Source organism: Streptomyces litchfieldiae (assembly GCF_031845365.1).
Taxonomy (GTDB): domain Bacteria; phylum Actinomycetota; class Actinomycetes; order Streptomycetales; family Streptomycetaceae; genus Streptomyces; species Streptomyces litchfieldiae.
Window position 1 is genome coordinate 1 of the sequence record NZ_JAVREL010000014.1, and the last position, 14,104, is coordinate 14,104.

The following is a 14,104-nucleotide window of genomic DNA, read 5'->3' on the forward strand; positions in this document are numbered from 1 at the left end:
CTCCGTCCGTGGCCGCGGGGACCGGGAAGTCATCGACACACCCGCTCCAACGCGACAGACCCCCGACCGGACACCGGACCGGCCACCGAACCATCCGATTCACCGACCCGCGAAGTACGGGCCTAGCGCCGTACCGGACGCAGGGGAACCACGCGGCAGCCAGCCGCGCTCCACTTGCAATCCCAGCCCTTCCGCTTCAGGGCCGAGAAGTTGACGTGTGTCCCCTCGTTCTGCGTCGTTGCGATGAGGTGCCCCGGCCAGGGCCTGCCGGAGGGGCCCTGGCTTACTTACGCGCGGCGTCTCACCGGCCGGCGGGCCGGCGCAGCACCGTGACGCCGCGCGGATGCAGGACCAGCGGATCGTCCGCGGTCCCGCCGCCGGTCGGGCCGGAGAGGACGTCACCCGTGACGCCCGGCAGCCGGACCGGCTCGTCGGTGCGGTTCACCAGGAACCAGAACTCGGTGTCGCCGTCACCCCGGACGGCCAGCTCGACGTGGCCGCGCGCCTCCTCGGGCAGTTCGCTGCCAATGCCAGCCGCCGCCAGCAGCCGGGCCAGCACCGGGGTGAGGCCCTGCGCGCCGAGCCGGGTGGAGACGTACGCGGCGGATCCGGGGCCGGCCGGGCGGCGGGTGATCGCCGGGCGCCCGGCCTGGGCACCGGAGGTGTAGGTGGCCAGCACCTCGACGTCGGGCGCGGTGAGGGTGATCTCGTCCGTCCACAGCGTGCCGGTGGCGCCGTTGTCGAGCGTGACGGTCTCGTCGTCCAGCAGCGGGGCGAACTCCTCGATGCGGATCCCCAGCAGATCGCGCAGCGGACCGGGGTAACCGCCCAGCCAGGCATGGTCGTTCTCGTCGACGATGCCCGAGAAGTAGGTGGTCACCAGGTGGCCGCCGCCCTCCACGTAGGCGGTCAGCTCCTTGGCCAGTTCGGCGGGCAGGACATGCAGCACCGGCGCGACGACCAGGTCGTAGCCCTCCAGGGCCGCGCCCCGGGGCACGATGTCGGCGCGCACGCCCAGTGCGAGGAACGCCGAGTACCAGTCCAGGGCCTCCTGCCGGTAGCGCAGCCGGGAGGTGGGGTGGGAGTCCTGCTCGCTGGCCCACCACGACTCCCAGTCGAAGAGGAGCGCGGCGCGGGCCGGCCGGCGCGGCGCCCCGGCGGCCGGCGCGAGGTCGCGCAGCGTGGCGCCCAGCGCGCTCACGGCCCGGAACACCGCGCTGTCCGCGCCGGCGTGCGGGACCATCGCGGAGTGGTACTTCTCGGCGCCCGCCGCCGACTGGCGCCACTGGAAGAAGCAGACGGCGTCCGCGCCGTGGGCCACATGCAGCAGGGAGTCCCGGGCCAGCTCGCCGCGCAGCTTGGCGCGGTTGATGGGCTGCCAGTTGACGGCGCTGGTGGAGTGCTCCATCAGGAACCAGGGCCGGCCGCCGGCGATGTTGCCAGTGAGGTTGGCGGAGAACGACAGCTCGTCCAGGGACTGCGGGCCGGGGAGCACGTAGTGGTCGTTGGAGACGAAGTCGACCTCGGCAGCCCAGTCCGCGTAGTTCATGCCCTTGGTCTCGCCCATCACCATGAAGTTGGTGGTCACGGGCACGTCGGGCGTGATGCGCGTCAACACCTCGCGTTCGGCGACGAGATACTGCTTCAGCGCGTCCGAGGAGAACCGCTTGAAGTCGAGCTGCTGCGTCGGGTTGGGGTGCGAGGCGGCCAGCCGCGGCGGCAGCACCTGCTCGAAGTCGGAGTAGCGCTGCGACCAGAACGCCGTGCCCCAGGCCGAGTTGAGCGCGTCCAGGTCGCCGTAGCGGGCGCGCAGCCAGTCGCGGAAGGCGCGGGCGGCGTCGTCGGAGTAGTCGTAGATGTTGTGGCAGCCCAGCTCGTTGCTGATGTGCCAGGCCACCAGCGCCGGATGGCCGGCGTAGCGCTCGGCCATGGTGGTGACCAGGCGCAGCGCGTGCTCGCGGAAGACCGGCGAGGTGGGCCGCCAGTGCTGGCGGGCGCCGGGCCACACCGTCTCGCCCGAGGCGGTGACGGGCAGGATCTCGGGGTGCGCGGTGGTCAGCCACGGCGGCGGGGAGGCGGTGGCGGTGGCCAGGTCGACGCCGATGCCGCCCTCGTGCAGCAGGTCCATGATCTCGTCGAGCCACCCGAAGTCCCAGGTGTCCTCGGTGGGTTGGATCCGGGCCCAGGAGAAGATGGCCAGGGACACGACGTTGACGCCGGCCTCGCGCATCAGACGGATGTCCTCGTGCCACACCTCGCGCGGCCACTGGTCCGGGTTGTAGTCGGCGCCATAGGCGAAACGCGGGGTGGTGTCGCCGTTCGGCCGGCGCAGCCAGCGGTGGGAGCGGGCGCGGGACATCGTGCTCCTTCGGAGAAGTTCGCGGGAGAAAGCGGCGGAGGGGCCGGTCGGGGCCCCTCCGCCCAACGCAACGGGATTACTTACTCGTTGACGGTGAAGCCCTGCTCGGCGCCGTAGGCGATCGAGCGCTCCTGCCAGGCCGCCAGACCCTCGACCAGGGTCGTGTCGGAGACGTACGCCTGGCCGACGGTGTCGTTGAAGATGGAGTTGGCGTAGACCTGGTACGGCAGGTACGACCAGCCCTCCACGACGTTGGCGGCGGACTCGGCGAAGATCTCGTTGGCCTTCTGGCCGCCGAAGTACTCGAACTCCGTGTTCAGGAACTCCTCGGAGTTCAGGTCGGCCGTCGTCGCCGGGAAGGCCCCGTTCTCCAGCCGCGTCTGCACGCCGTCACCCGCGTTGGCGTACTCGATGAAGGCGTAGGCGAGTTCCTTCTTGCCGCTGGCCTCCGGGACGGCCAGCGAGCTGCCGCCGTTCTCCGCGCTGGCGGTGCCGCCCTCCTCCCACTGGGGCAGCGGGGCGACGCGCCAGTCGCCGGAGGCGTTCGGCACGCCGGACTCGAAGTTGGCCGGCATCCAGGCGCCGGTGGCGAGCGTGGCGATGGTGCCGTCGCCCAGGCCCTGGTACCACTCGTCGGTCCAGCCGGCGACGTCGCTGACCAGGCCCTCGTCGATGAGCTGCTGCCAGGTCTCGGCGTACGTGGTGGAGCCCTCGTCGGAGAAGTCGATGGAGACGTTCGTGCCGTCCACCGTGTAGGGCTTGCCGCCGGCCTGCCAGATGAGGCTGGTGGTGGAGCCGGCGTCACCGGTGTCGGAGCCTATGTAGACGTCCGGGTCGGCCTCGTGCAGATCACGGGCGGCCTGCACGTACTCGTCCCAGGTCGTCGGCACCTCGACGCCGAGCCGGTCGAAGACGGCCTTGTTGTAGAACAGCGCCATCGGGCCGGAGTCCATGGGCAGCCCGTAGATGCCGTCGCTGCCCGCGTGCACCGCGTTCCACGGGCCCGGGGAGTACGTGTCCTCCAGCTCGGTGGCGCCGAAGGAGGACAGGTCGGCGACCGACTCCGCGATGGCGAACTGGCCCAGCGCGTAGTACTCGATCTGCGCCACGTCGGGCACGCCCGAACCGGCCTGGATGGCGTTCTGCAGCGCGGTGTACTGGTCGTTGGCGGTGCCCGCGTTGACCAGGTTCACCTTGACGTTCGGGTTCTCGGCCTCGAAGTCCTCGACGACCTGCTCCAGGGTGGGCTCCCACGCCCACACCGTGATCTCGCCGCCCTCCTCCAGGGCCGCCTGCACGTCGTCGGGCGACGAGCCGCCGCCCGAGCCGCCGTCGTCGCCGCCGCCGCACGCGGTCAGCGCCAGCGCCAGCGCACCGGCCAGGCCGGCGCCGCGCACGAGGCGGCGTGCCGTGGTCGTTCTCTTGATCATTGCTTTCTCCTTGCGCGGGTGTCGCGGATGGGGTGCGGTGCTAGGGCCCGCCTTCAAAGAGGCCGCCCTGCCCTCGGCGCCTGGCACGCACGCTCGCTGCGTTGCCGAATCGCCCAAGTACGCCCAGTACGAGGACGATCCGGCGCCTTGCGATCGCACGCACCAGACCCCGCGGGCGGCCGGACGCCCCCTTTGAGGGCGGACCCTGTTTCCTCGGCTGGTGAAGGCCCGGCTGGTCATTCCTTGACGCTTCCGGCGGCCAGACCCGACTGCCAGTAGCGCTGGAGGAGCAGGAACGCGGCGATGAGGGGGACGATCGTGAGCAGCGAGCCGGTGATCACGAGGTTGAAGATGGCCTCGCCACCGGCGGTGGCCGCCTGGGCGTTCCAGGAGTTGAGGCCCAGGGTCAGCGGGTACCAGTCCGGGTCCTTGATCATGATCAGCGGCAGGAAGTAGTTGTTCCAGGTCGCGACCATGGTGAACAGCGAGACGGTGACGATGCCGGGGGCCAGCAGCGGCAGGCCGATCCGGAAGAACGTGCCGATCTCGCTGGACCCGTCGATCCGGGCCGCCTCCAGCAGCTCGGTGGGGATCGCCTCGGTGGCGAACACCCACATGAGGTAGAGGCCGAACGGCGAGATCAGGGACGGAATGATCACCGCCCAGGGCGTGTTGGTGAGGCCCATCTCGCTGAACATCAGGAAGGTGGGCACCGCCAGCGCCGTGCCGGGCACGGCCACGGCCCCGATGACGATGGCGAAGACCGCGCGCCGGCCGGGGAAGTCGTACTTGGCCAGCGCGTAGCCGCCGAGCACCGCCAGGAACGTGGCGCCGCCCGCGCCGACGACGACGTACAGCAGCGTGTTGAGCAGCCAGCGGCCGAAGACGCCGTCGTCGTAGGTGAACGTGTCGGCGATGTTGGAGAAGAGGGCGAAGTCGCCGTCGAACCACAGCCCGAAGGAGTCGAAGAGACCGGCCTGCGTCTTGGTGGAGTTCACCAGCAGCCAGACCAGCGGGACCAGGGCGTACAGCAGGACCAGGCCGGTCAGCAGCGTCAGCGTGACGCTGCGCCGGTTGCGGCGGGAGGGGCCGGAGGTGTCCTCGCGGCGGCGCTGGGGGCGCAGCCGAACGGCGGACTTCCGGGGCGCGGGGGTGGCGGTGTGGGCCGGAGCGCTCATCGCTTGCTCACGCTTCCTTTCGCATACCGCGCAACTGCACGATGTAGGCGACGACCATGGTCAGCAGGCCCATCACGATCGCGACCGTCGCCGCGTAGTTGTGCTGCTGGCCGGAGAAGGACAGGGCGTAGGTCAGGAGGTTGGGCGTGTAGTCGGTGGTAATCGCGTTGGGCGCCAGGTTCTGGAGGATGCTCGGCTCGTTGAAGAGCTGGAACGTGCCGATGATCGAGAAGATCGTCGCGATGACCAGCGCGCCGCGGATCGCCGGCAGCTTGATGGCCGTGATCACGCGTATCTGCCCAGCGCCGTCGATCTCCGCCGCCTCGTACAGCGAGTGGGGTATCACCCGCAGCGCGGAGTAGAAGATGAGCATGTTGTAGCCCACGAACTCCCAGGTAACGATGTTACCGATGGCGGCCAGGACCAGGTCGGGCGAGAGCGGGTCGGGCAGCTCGACGCCGAACGCGTCGTTGATGTTGCCGACCAGGCCGAAGCGGGTGCCGTACATGAAGCCCCACATCAGCGTGGCCACCACGGCGGGCACGGCGTACGGCAGGAAGATCGCTATCCGGAAGAAGTTCTTTCCGTACAGCCGGCCGCTGTCCAGGGCGAGGGCCACCAGCAGCGCGATGAAGAGCATGATCGGCACCTGGACGACCAGGAACATCGCGACGCGGCCCACCGACTCCCAGAACTGAGGGTCTTCCAGGGCCTGTTGATAGTTGTCCAGGCCGACGAACGAGTTGCCGCCCACCAACTGGTCCCGGTAGAGGCTGAGGTAGATCGAGTAGCCGATCGGTGCCAGGAAGACCAGGGCGAACACCGCCATGAACGGCCCGATGAAGCCCCACCCGGTCCAGCGCCCGCGCCGGCGCCGGGCGGACGCGACCCGGCGTCCTCCCGCGGCCGCGGGCGGTGACAACGTCGTCATGCGGTTTCCTTCGCTCTTCTCCGACCAGGACGTTTACGCGGACATATCCGGGAGCAGTGATCTCCCCGGCGCGTATGTTTACGTAAACATCGATTTCGCGAGATGTTTACACTGCTCCCTGGCAGGCGTCAAGGGTGGGAAGGAATCACGCGTGGGATCTCGGGCGGAGGACAGCCCGCGGCGGAAACGCCGCGTATCCATGGCGGACGTGGCCCGGCTGGCGGGGGTGTCGTCGCAGACGGTGTCCCGCGTCTCCAACGGGCACCCCGGGGTCGTCGAGACCACCCGCCAGCAGGTGCTGGCCGCGATGAAGGAGCTGGGCTACCGGCCCAACAGCGCCGCCCGGGCGCTGAAGCGGGGCGAGTTCCGCACGATAGGAATCATCCTGTTCACGCTGTCCACCACCGGGAACGTGCGCACCCTGGAGGCGATCGCCACCTCCGCGGCCCAGGAGGGCTACGCGATCACGCTGCTGCCGGTCGCCGCCCCGACGCAGGACGAGGTGCGCGGCGCGTTCACGCGGCTCGGCGAGCTGGCGGTGGACGCCGTCATCGCGATCATGGAAGTGCACCTGCTGGACGCCGCGACGGTCTCGCTGCCGCCCGACGTGCAGGTCGTGGTCGCCGACTCCAACGCGGGCGAACGGTACAGCGTCGTGGACACCGACCAGGCGGGCGGCACCCGCGAGGCGGTGCGGCATCTGCTGGACCTGGGCCACCGCACGGTGTGGCATCTGGCCGGTCCCGACGAGTCGTTCGCCGCCCAGCGGCGGACCGACGCCTGGCTGGCGACGCTGCGCGAGGCCGGGCGCGAGGTGCCCCCGCTGGTGCGCGGCGACTGGTCGGCGGAGTCCGGCTACCGGGCGGGCCTGGCGCTGGCGAACGAGCCGGACTGCACCGCGGTCTTCGCCGCCAACGACCAGATGGCGCTGGGCCTGCTGCGCGCGCTGCACGAGCGGGGCCGGGACGTGCCGGGCGAGGTGAGCGTCGTCGGCTTCGACGACATCCCGGAGGCCGCGACGTTCATGCCGCCGCTGACCACGATCCACCAGGACTTCTCCCAGGTCGGCCGGCTGTGTGTGCAGGGTGTGCTGCGGCAGATGCGCACGGACTCACCGGAGATCGGCACGACGCTCGTCCCCACCTGGCTGGTGCCCCGGCAGTCCACGGCCCCGCCGCCCGCCGGCTGACGCCCTCACGCCGAACGATTGCGCCGGGGCGCGCGTGCGGTGATCATGTCGGCGACGGGGTCCTGCTGGACCGCCGCCCGGTACGACGAAGGGTCCTTCGTGCGCAAGCTCGTGTACTACATCGCGGCCACCCTGGACGGCTTCATCGCCGGCCCGGACGGCGCGGACCCGACCGGCCCGGCGGGCTTCTGGCCCATTCCGGAGGACTACATCCGGCACATCGTCGCCGAGTACCCCGAGACCCTGCCGGCCCCGGCCCGCGCAGCGCTGAACGTGACGGCGGAGGGCACGCGGTTCGACACGGTCCTCGAAGGCCGGCGGACTTATGAGATCGGCCTGCGGGCCGGCCTCGCCGACGCCTACCCGCACCTGCGGCACCTGGTGTTCTCCCGGACGCTGACCGAGAGCCCGGCCCCGGACGTCGAGCTGGTCGCCGGCGATCCGGTGGCGACGGTGCGGGAGTTGAAGCGGCACGAGGGCAAGGACCTCTGGCTGATCGGCGGCGGGGAGCTGGCCGCCGCCCTGTACTCCGAGATCGACGGGCTGATCGTCAAGCTCAGCCCGCTGACCATCGGCACCGGCATCCCGCTCTTCTCCTCGAAGGGCGGATTCGACCCGCGCGCCTGGGAGTTGCGCGACCACAGCGTGCTGCCCAGCGGCGCGATCTTCCTCACCTACGAGCGGGGCGCCGCCACGCCGTAGGGAGTGATCCGGCGGGCGTTCCGCCGTGCGGCGCGTTACGTCAGTCCGGCAGCGCGTGCGGCAGGACGCCGGTGCGGGCCACGTCGGCGTACCAGCGCGCGCTGGACTTGGGGATGCGGCGGTGGGTCGGGTAGTCCACGTAGACCGCGCCGAACCGCTTGCTGTAGCCGTAGCCCCATTCGAAGTTGTCCAGCAGCGACCACAGGAAGTAGCCCCGGACGTCCGCGCCGGCCTCGATCGCCCGGTGCACGGCGGTGAGATGGCCGTGCAGGAACGCGATGCGGTCGGGGTCCAGGACCTCGCCCTCGGGGCTGACGTAGTCGTCGAACGCCGCCCCGTTCTCGGTGATCACCAGCGGCAGGCCGGGCACCTCCCGGCTCAGCCCCAGCAGCAGGTCGTGCAGCCCGCTGGGCTCGACCGCCCAGCCCATGGCCGTGGTCGGGCCCGCCGCCCGGTGGAAGGCGACGCCGTCGGCGCCCGGCCAGGGGCTGAACGCGCTGGCGCGGTGGCCGTCGGCCCCGTGCGAGGGCGCGTCGGCGGCGTCCGAAACGACCGTGGGTGTGTAGTAGTTGACGCCGAGGAAGTCCAGCGGCTGGGCGATGAGGGCGGTATCGCCGTCCCGGACGAAGGACCAGTCGGTGAGGGCGGCGGTGTCCTGCTGGACGTCCTCCGGGTACGCGCCGTGCAACACGGGTCCGGTGAACAGCCGGTTGGCCAGCCCGTCGATGCGGCGCGCGGCGTCGCGGTCGGCCGGGCTGTCGGAAAGCGGCCTCGTGTGATGGAAGTTGAGCGTGATCGAGACCTGGGCGTCCGCCGGCAGCGCCGCCCGCAGCGCCGAAACGGCCAGCCCATGCCCGAGGTTGAGGTGGTGCGCGGCGCGCAGGGCCGCCACCGCATCGGTGCGGCCGGGGGCGTGCACGCCGGAGCCATAGCCCAGAAAGGCGCTGCACCAGGGCTCGTTGAGCGTGGTCCAGGTCCGCACCCGGTCACCGAGCGCGTCGGCGGCGAGCGCGGCGTAGTCGGCGAAGCGCTGGGCCGTCTCGCGCTCCGGCCAGCCACCGGCGTCCTCCAGCTCCTGGGGCAGGTCCCAGTGGTAGAGGGTGGCCACCGGGGTGATGCCGCGCTCCAGCAGGCCGTCGGCCAGCCGGCGGTAGAAGTCCAGGCCGGTCCGGACGGCCGGGCCCCGGCCGGTGGGCTGGACGCGCGGCCAGGACAGCGAGAACCGGTAGGCGCCGACGCCGAGTTCGGCCATGATCGCGATGTCCTCGCGCCAGCGGTGGTAGTGGTCGGTGGCGATATCTCCGGTGTCGCCGTTGCGCACCTTGCCGGGCGTGTGGGAGAAGGTGTCCCAGATCGACCGCGTGCGGCCGCCCACGTCGGCGGCCCCCTCGATCTGGTAGGCGGCGGTGGCGGTGCCCCACAGGAAGCCAGGCGGGAAGACCCGGCCGGTGGGGGCGGGCGCGACGGCCGGGGCGGAGTCGGCGGTACGGGGTGCGGTGGCCAAAGAGAGATCCTCTCGTGCGCTGCGGTGGGGGGTGGCGGAGGGCGCCGGAGGGCGGTCAGCCCTTGACGGCGCCCTGCATGATGCCGCCGACGATCTGGCGGCCGAAGACGACGAACATGACGAGCAGCGGCAGCGTGCCCAGCAGCGCGCCGGCCATGATGAGCGACTCGTCGCGGATGTATCCGGCGCTGAGCTGGGTGAGGGCGACCGGCACCGTGGGGTTGTCCATGTTCAGCGCGATGTACGGCCAGAAGAAGTCGTTCCAGGCGTGGACGAACGTGATCATGAACAGCACGGCCATCGCGGGCCGCGCGATGGGCAGCACGATGCTCCAGAAGATCCGCAGCGAGTGCGCGCCGTCCACGCGGCCGGCCTCGACGAGCTCGTCCGGCAGCGCCTCGGTGAGGTACTGCCGCATGAAGAACACGCCGACCGCGCTGACCAGCGTGGGGAAGATGACCGACGGCAGGGACAACGACCAGCCGAGGTCACTCATCATCATGAACAGGGGCACGACGCCGAGTTGGGGCGGAATCATCATGGTGCCGATGACGAGCATCAGCAGGATGTTGCGGCCCCGGAAGCGCAGCTTGGCGAAGGCGAAGCCGGCCAGTGTGGCGAAGAGCACCGTGGACACGGCGATGGTGCCGGCGACGATCAGGCTGTTGGTCATCGCCTTGCCCAGGGCGGCGTCCTCCCAGGCGGTCTGGAGGTTCTTGAAGAGGTTGGGTCCGGGGAGGAACGGTGGCGGGGACTGGGTGATGCGCGTGTTGTCGGTCGAGGCCGCCACCATCGTCCAGTAGAGCGGGAAGAGGGAGATCAGCGTCGCGACGGCGAGCAGCGCGTAGGTGACGGGTCCGGCGTGGTGCTGGCGCCCGGCGCCCATGCGGAGCGTCAGCCGGGACTTGCGGGCCGAGGGCGCGGGTTCGGTGGGACGGGCGGGATGGGCGAACGGCGCGGTCCGCCGGCCCCGTACGGAATCGGTGGTCATGGCAGCGGCTCCTGGGTCAGAACTTCCGTGGGCGGCGGGCCAGCAGGCGCGACACGACGCGCTGGAGGACGAAGAGCAGGATGAGGATGAGGAACATCGCCCAGGCCACGGTGGCGGCCCGCCCCATCTGCCCGAGGCGCCAGCCCTCTTCGTACAGCAGCAGGCCCAGCGTCTGGTACTGGTTGTCCGCACCGCCGGTGACGCCGTTCTGGCCCTGCCCGAAGATCAGCGGCTCGCCGAAGATCTGGGTGGCGCCGATGGTGGAGAGCACGATGGTGAACACGATGGTGGAGCGGATGCCGGGGATGGTGACCCGGATGAACTGCTGCCAGCGCGACGCGCCGTCGATCGCGGCGGCCTCGTAGCGGTCCCGGGGGATCGCCTGCATCGCGGCCAGGTAGAGCAGGGCGTTGTAGCCGGTCCAGCGCCAGATCACGATCGCGGAGATCGCGAACTGCGCGGGCCACTTCTCGTTCTCCCAGTCGACGTTGTCGATGCCGACCAGGCCCAGCGCCCAGTTGATCATCCCGAAGTCGCGCTCGAAGAGCATCGTGAAGACCAGGGCGGCGGCGCCCACGGAGGTGGCGTACGGGGTCAGCGCGGCGACGCGGAAGAAAGTCGAGCCGCGCAGCCGGTAGTTGAGCAGATGGGCGAGGCCCAGCGCCATCAGCAACTGCGGCACGGTGGAGATGACGCCGATGGTGAACGTGTTGCGCAGGGCGTTCCAGAACCGGTCGTCCTGCCAGAGCTCGACGTAGTTCCCCAGCCCCTCCCACTCCATCATGTCCATCGCCGACAGCTCCACGTGGTGCAGCGAGATCCAGGACGTGTAGAGCAGCGGGTAGAAGCTGAAGGCGGCGAAGATGATGAAGAACGGCGCTACGAACGCGTAGGGCGCGCCCCGCATGTCGAGCCGGTGCAGCAGGTTGCGCCGGGCCTGCCGCGTGCGGTGGGGCACCGAGGTGGTGGAGGTGGCCACGAGGGCTCCCTTCCGGGTGGACGCGAATGAGGGAGGAGGGGGGTAGGGTCCGTCTTCGAAGGGGGCGTCCGTCCGCCCGCGGCGTCTGGTGCGTGCGATCGCAAGGCGCCGGATCGCAGCTCGTACTTGGTCGTACTCGCGCGATTCGGCAACGCAGCGAGTGTGCGTGCCAGGGGGTACCTCCCGCTTGCGGGGGAGCGTCGTGGGCAGGACGGCCTCTTCGAAGACGGGCCCCAAGACCGCGCGCCGGATCGGGCGCGCGGTCCCGGCGGCCGGGGCCGGCGTCAGCCGGCCGCCCGTTGCGCGTTCTCGTCGACGGCTTCCCAGGCCGCGTCGGGGCTCTCGCCCTGCGCCTCGATCTGGTTCAGCCCCTGCGCGAAGGCGTCCTTGATGGTGCCGTCCTTGCGGCCCAGCACCAGATCGTCGGGAATCTCCGTGGCGGCGGCGCTGAAGATCTCGCCGATGGGCGCGTCGCTGAAGTACTCGGAGGTGCCGGTGCGCACGGCCTCCGACTCCATGGCCTCCTGGGAGGACGGGAAGATGCCCATCTCCTCGAAAAGGTACGCCTGTTGCTCGGGGGCGGTCAGCCAGGCGACCAGGTCCATGGCCTCCTCCTTGACCGGGCTGTCCTCCATGACGCCGAGGAACGAGCCGCCCCAGTTGGCCCCCTGGGGCGCGGGCGCGACGTCCCAGAGCCCGGCGTTGGCCTCGCCGGCCTTCTCCGAGATGTGGGCGAGCATCCAGGCCGGGCACGTGGTGGTGGCGAAGGTGCTGTTGGCCAGGCCGGGGTCCCAGCCGCGCTGGAACTGCCGCAGCCCGGCGGTCATTCCGGACTCGGCCACCTCCGAGGACAGGTCCCACGCCTCGGTGACGACCGGGTTGTCGGCGTAGATCAGGTCACCTTCGGCGTTGTAGAACTGCTCGGAGTGGCCGTAGATCATCGCGTTGAACAGCCCGGACGCGGAGTCGGTGTAAAACAGCTCGGGGTCCTGGGAGTTGGCCATGAACTGCTCACCGACCTCGGCGTACTGGGACCAGTCGTCGGCCCAGAGCGCGCCGACCTCCTCCCGGTCGGTCGGCAGCCCGGCCTGCTCGAACATGTCCTTGCGGTAGCAGATCGCCATCGGACCGGTGTCCGTGCCCAGGCCGATCACACGGCCGTCGGGCGTAGTGACCTGGCCCTGCTTCCAGGGCAGGAAGTGGTCGGTGTCGGGCACGTCGGCGAAGTCGGCGAACCGGTTGGCCTGGGTCTGCACCATCTCGGCGGCCCGGGCGATCTCTATGCCCTGAATGTCCTTCAGGCCGCTGCCGGCCGCCAAGTGGGTTTGCAGCGCGGTGTAGTAGGTCGGCTCGTCACCGGCCACCTCGGCCTCGATCTCGATGCCCGGGTGCTCGGCCTCGTAGCGTTCGAGGATGTCGGTCTCGGCATACCCCATGACGCCGAACAGGCCCATGGTGATGGTGATCGTCCCGTCCTCGTTCCGCGCGTCGTCATCCCCGCCGCCCGAGCACCCCGCGACAAGCGCGAGCGAGGTGACGGCCGAAGCGATGACCAGACGGCGGGGGGCCCTGCGGCCCCGAGAGCGGAACAACTTGCGGGCATGGCCCATGGTCGTCCTCCTTGCGGCTGCTTTGTCGCATCAGAGCGAAAGGCCCTTTGGGATCGATCCCATTCTTAGTGGGAACGATCCCATCGGGTTGTGGAAGACTGTCCCGTGAAGGTCGGCGGTGTCAAGCACATTGGTCTCAAACCCCTTGTGGCGGAAGTGTGTTGATCCAGCCGCAACCGCCGGAGAGAGGAGAGAGGTCAGCCATGGGGGGTAATCAGCGGCCCACCATCAAGACGGTGGCCGCCCGGGCCGGCGTGGGACGCACCACGGTCTCGCGCGTGCTCAACGGGTCGCCCCTCGTCAGTGACGAGGCCCGCGCCGCGGTGCTCGCGGCGATCGCCGAGCTCAACTACGTGCCCAGCTCGGTGGCGCGCTCCCTGGTCACGAGCAGGACGGACTCGATCGCGCTGGTCATCCCGGAGTCGGAGAGCCGGCTGGGCTCCGAGCCGTACTTCTCCGCGGTGATCCGGGGCGTCAGCGACGGACTGGCCGGCACACAGATCCAGTTGCTGCTGATCCTGGTCCGCGACCAGCGCGGACTGGAAAGCCTGGAGGAGTTCCTGACGGCCCGTCGGGTGGACGGCGTGCTGCTGGTCTCGGTGCACCGGGACGATCCGCTGCCGGGCCTGCTGGAGACACTTGAACTGCCCACCGTCCTGGCCGGACGGCGGTCCCCCGAGGAGTCGTTGACCCATGTCCACTCCGACAACGTGGGCGGGGCGGCGGAGGCGGTGCGGCATCTGCTGGGCCGGGGTCGCAAGACGATCGGCACGATCACCGGCCCGCTGGACATGGACGTCGGCAACAGCCGGCTGAGCGGCTGGCGCGAGGCGCTGGTTGACGCGGGCCTGGCCCCCGACGAAACCCTCATCGCCACCGGTGACTTCACCGAGGAGGGCGGCCGGCTGGCGATGCGCGCCCTGCTGGAGCGTCACCCGGATCTGGACGGCGTCTTCGCCGCCTCGGACGTGATGGCGGCCGGCGCCCTGGCCGAGCTGCGCCGCCACGGCCGCCGGGTCCCGGACGATGTGGCGCTGGTCGGCTTCGACGACTCGATCGTCGCCCGGCACACGGATCCCCCGCTGACGAGCGTGCGCCAGCCGGTGGAGGAAATCGGGCGCACGATCACGGAGTTGCTGCTCCAGGAGATCGCGCAGCGGGGCACCGCGCGGCAGCGGGTGATGCTGCCCACGTCGTTGATCGTGCGGGGCTCGGCGTGAGGGGGCGCGGC

General features: G+C 70.5%; 11 protein-coding genes. 3 read left to right on the forward strand and 8 right to left on the reverse strand.

The genetic code is table 11. The features are described from left to right. Positions 1 to 301: 301 nt before the first annotated feature. From RM590_RS22410 to RM590_RS22425, 4 genes are all read right to left on the reverse strand, one after another. On the reverse strand, positions 302 to 2,359 hold the full coding sequence (locus tag RM590_RS22410) for a beta-galactosidase (RefSeq protein ID WP_311706467.1): 2,058 nt from the start codon (positions 2,357 to 2,359) through the stop codon (positions 302 to 304). A gap of 80 nt (positions 2,360 to 2,439) precedes the next feature. Continuing rightward, on the reverse strand, positions 2,440 to 3,789 hold the full coding sequence (locus RM590_RS22415; RefSeq protein WP_311706468.1) for an ABC transporter substrate-binding protein: 1,350 nt from the start codon (positions 3,787 to 3,789) through the stop codon (positions 2,440 to 2,442). Between the two features lie 236 nt (positions 3,790 to 4,025). Next, positions 4,026 to 4,967: a carbohydrate ABC transporter permease gene (locus RM590_RS22420; RefSeq protein WP_311706469.1), complete on the reverse strand. Its 942-nt coding sequence runs from the start codon at positions 4,965 to 4,967 to the stop codon at positions 4,026 to 4,028. Between the two features lie 7 nt (positions 4,968 to 4,974). Beyond that, entirely contained in the window at positions 4,975 to 5,898 is a 924-nt protein-coding gene (locus RM590_RS22425) for a carbohydrate ABC transporter permease (protein ID WP_311706470.1), read from the reverse strand. Between the two features lie 199 nt (positions 5,899 to 6,097). Here RM590_RS22425 and RM590_RS22430 point away from each other — a divergent pair, with 199 nt between their 5' ends. Together RM590_RS22430 and RM590_RS22435 are read left to right on the forward strand one after the other, a co-directional pair. Next, positions 6,098 to 7,087, forward strand: coding sequence for a LacI family DNA-binding transcriptional regulator (locus RM590_RS22430; protein ID WP_311706684.1), 990 nt, complete (start codon positions 6,098 to 6,100; stop codon positions 7,085 to 7,087). Between the two features lie 99 nt (positions 7,088 to 7,186). Further along, entirely contained in the window at positions 7,187 to 7,789 is a 603-nt protein-coding gene (locus RM590_RS22435; RefSeq protein ID WP_311706471.1) for a dihydrofolate reductase family protein, read from the forward strand. A gap of 40 nt (positions 7,790 to 7,829) precedes the next feature. Here the strand turns inward: RM590_RS22435 and RM590_RS22440 are convergent, their stop codons facing one another. The 4 genes from RM590_RS22440 to RM590_RS22455 form a co-directional block, all read right to left on the reverse strand. Beyond that, a complete protein-coding gene (locus RM590_RS22440; RefSeq protein ID WP_311706472.1) occupies positions 7,830 to 9,293 on the reverse strand; it encodes a GH1 family beta-glucosidase in 1,464 nt (487 codons plus the stop codon). A 55-nt stretch (positions 9,294 to 9,348) separates the two neighbouring features. After that, complete coding sequence (locus RM590_RS22445; RefSeq protein WP_311706473.1) at positions 9,349 to 10,284, reverse strand: carbohydrate ABC transporter permease; 936 nt, start codon at positions 10,282 to 10,284, stop codon at positions 9,349 to 9,351. Positions 10,285 to 10,300: 16 nt separating this feature from the next. Beyond that, complete coding sequence (locus tag RM590_RS22450) at positions 10,301 to 11,263, reverse strand: carbohydrate ABC transporter permease (protein WP_311706474.1); 963 nt, start codon at positions 11,261 to 11,263, stop codon at positions 10,301 to 10,303. Between the two features lie 284 nt (positions 11,264 to 11,547). Further along, complete coding sequence (locus RM590_RS22455; RefSeq protein WP_311706475.1) at positions 11,548 to 12,873, reverse strand: ABC transporter substrate-binding protein; 1,326 nt, start codon at positions 12,871 to 12,873, stop codon at positions 11,548 to 11,550. A 203-nt stretch (positions 12,874 to 13,076) separates the two neighbouring features. On the opposite strand from RM590_RS22455, the gene RM590_RS22460 reads away from it, so the two are divergent. Next, positions 13,077 to 14,093, forward strand: a complete 1,017-nt coding sequence (locus RM590_RS22460) for a LacI family DNA-binding transcriptional regulator (protein WP_311706476.1) — start codon at positions 13,077 to 13,079, stop codon at positions 14,091 to 14,093. The last annotated feature ends 11 nt before the right edge of the window (positions 14,094 to 14,104 follow it).

What these genes read in the sequence shown, in the direction of transcription:
- RM590_RS22410 (WP_311706467.1), bottom strand. Translation starts at nt 2,359, where the DNA reads ATGTCCCGCGCCCGCTCCCACCGCTGGCTGCGCCGGCCGAACGGCGAC.
- RM590_RS22415 (WP_311706468.1), bottom strand. Translation starts at nt 3,789, where the DNA reads ATGATCAAGAGAACGACCACGGCACGCCGCCTCGTGCGCGGCGCCGGC.
- RM590_RS22420 (WP_311706469.1), bottom strand. Translation starts at nt 4,967, where the DNA reads ATGAGCGCTCCGGCCCACACCGCCACCCCCGCGCCCCGGAAGTCCGCC.
- RM590_RS22425 (WP_311706470.1), bottom strand. Translation starts at nt 5,898, where the DNA reads ATGACGACGTTGTCACCGCCCGCGGCCGCGGGAGGACGCCGGGTCGCG.
- RM590_RS22430 (WP_311706684.1), top strand. Translation starts at nt 6,098, where the DNA reads ATGGCGGACGTGGCCCGGCTGGCGGGGGTGTCGTCGCAGACGGTGTCC.
- RM590_RS22445 (WP_311706473.1), bottom strand. Translation starts at nt 10,284, where the DNA reads ATGACCACCGATTCCGTACGGGGCCGGCGGACCGCGCCGTTCGCCCAT.
- RM590_RS22455 (WP_311706475.1), bottom strand. Translation starts at nt 12,873, where the DNA reads ATGGGCCATGCCCGCAAGTTGTTCCGCTCTCGGGGCCGCAGGGCCCCC.
- RM590_RS22460 (WP_311706476.1), top strand. Translation starts at nt 13,077, where the DNA reads ATGGGGGGTAATCAGCGGCCCACCATCAAGACGGTGGCCGCCCGGGCC.